This window comes from Vibrio sp. 10N.222.46.A1 (assembly GCF_041473595.1).
Lineage (GTDB): Bacteria > Pseudomonadota > Gammaproteobacteria > Enterobacterales > Vibrionaceae > Vibrio > Vibrio tasmaniensis_A.
The window spans coordinates 1-379 of record NZ_JBFRSN010000101.1; the positions used below are offsets into that span (position 1 = coordinate 1).

The following is a 379-nucleotide window of genomic DNA, read 5'->3' on the forward strand; positions in this document are numbered from 1 at the left end:
ATCCTGCGTATTGTGAATATTTCATTGATGATTATAGCCGTGAAATAGCTGAAAACTATGGTCACTCAATGGATAGGGCGCTCGAATTGGCTAATCAGGATCTTCTTCGTAGTTTTCCTAATGGTTTGGAAACTAATGAGCATGAATTATTGTGCATTGAATTAGGTTCAGAATTGGTTGGTTATTTGTGGCATTCGATTAACGCAAATGATAAGTCGACGTTTATTTATGACTTCTTTATTTTTCCAAACTGCCGCAATAATGGTTATGGAAAATTGGCAATTACTGCTCTTGAGTTACAATTAAAATCGATTGGTATTGAGCAAATAAAATTACGAGTTGCATATCAAAATCAAAGAGCGTTAAAGCTGTATCAAGA

1 protein-coding gene is annotated in these 379 nt (G+C 34.6%); it reads left to right on the forward strand.

Features of this window, described 5'->3' with window-relative positions; translation table 11 throughout:
* Positions 1-379: GNAT family N-acetyltransferase (locus tag AB4496_RS03670; protein ID WP_372130600.1), on the forward strand; the 379-nt coding region annotated here is incomplete at both ends.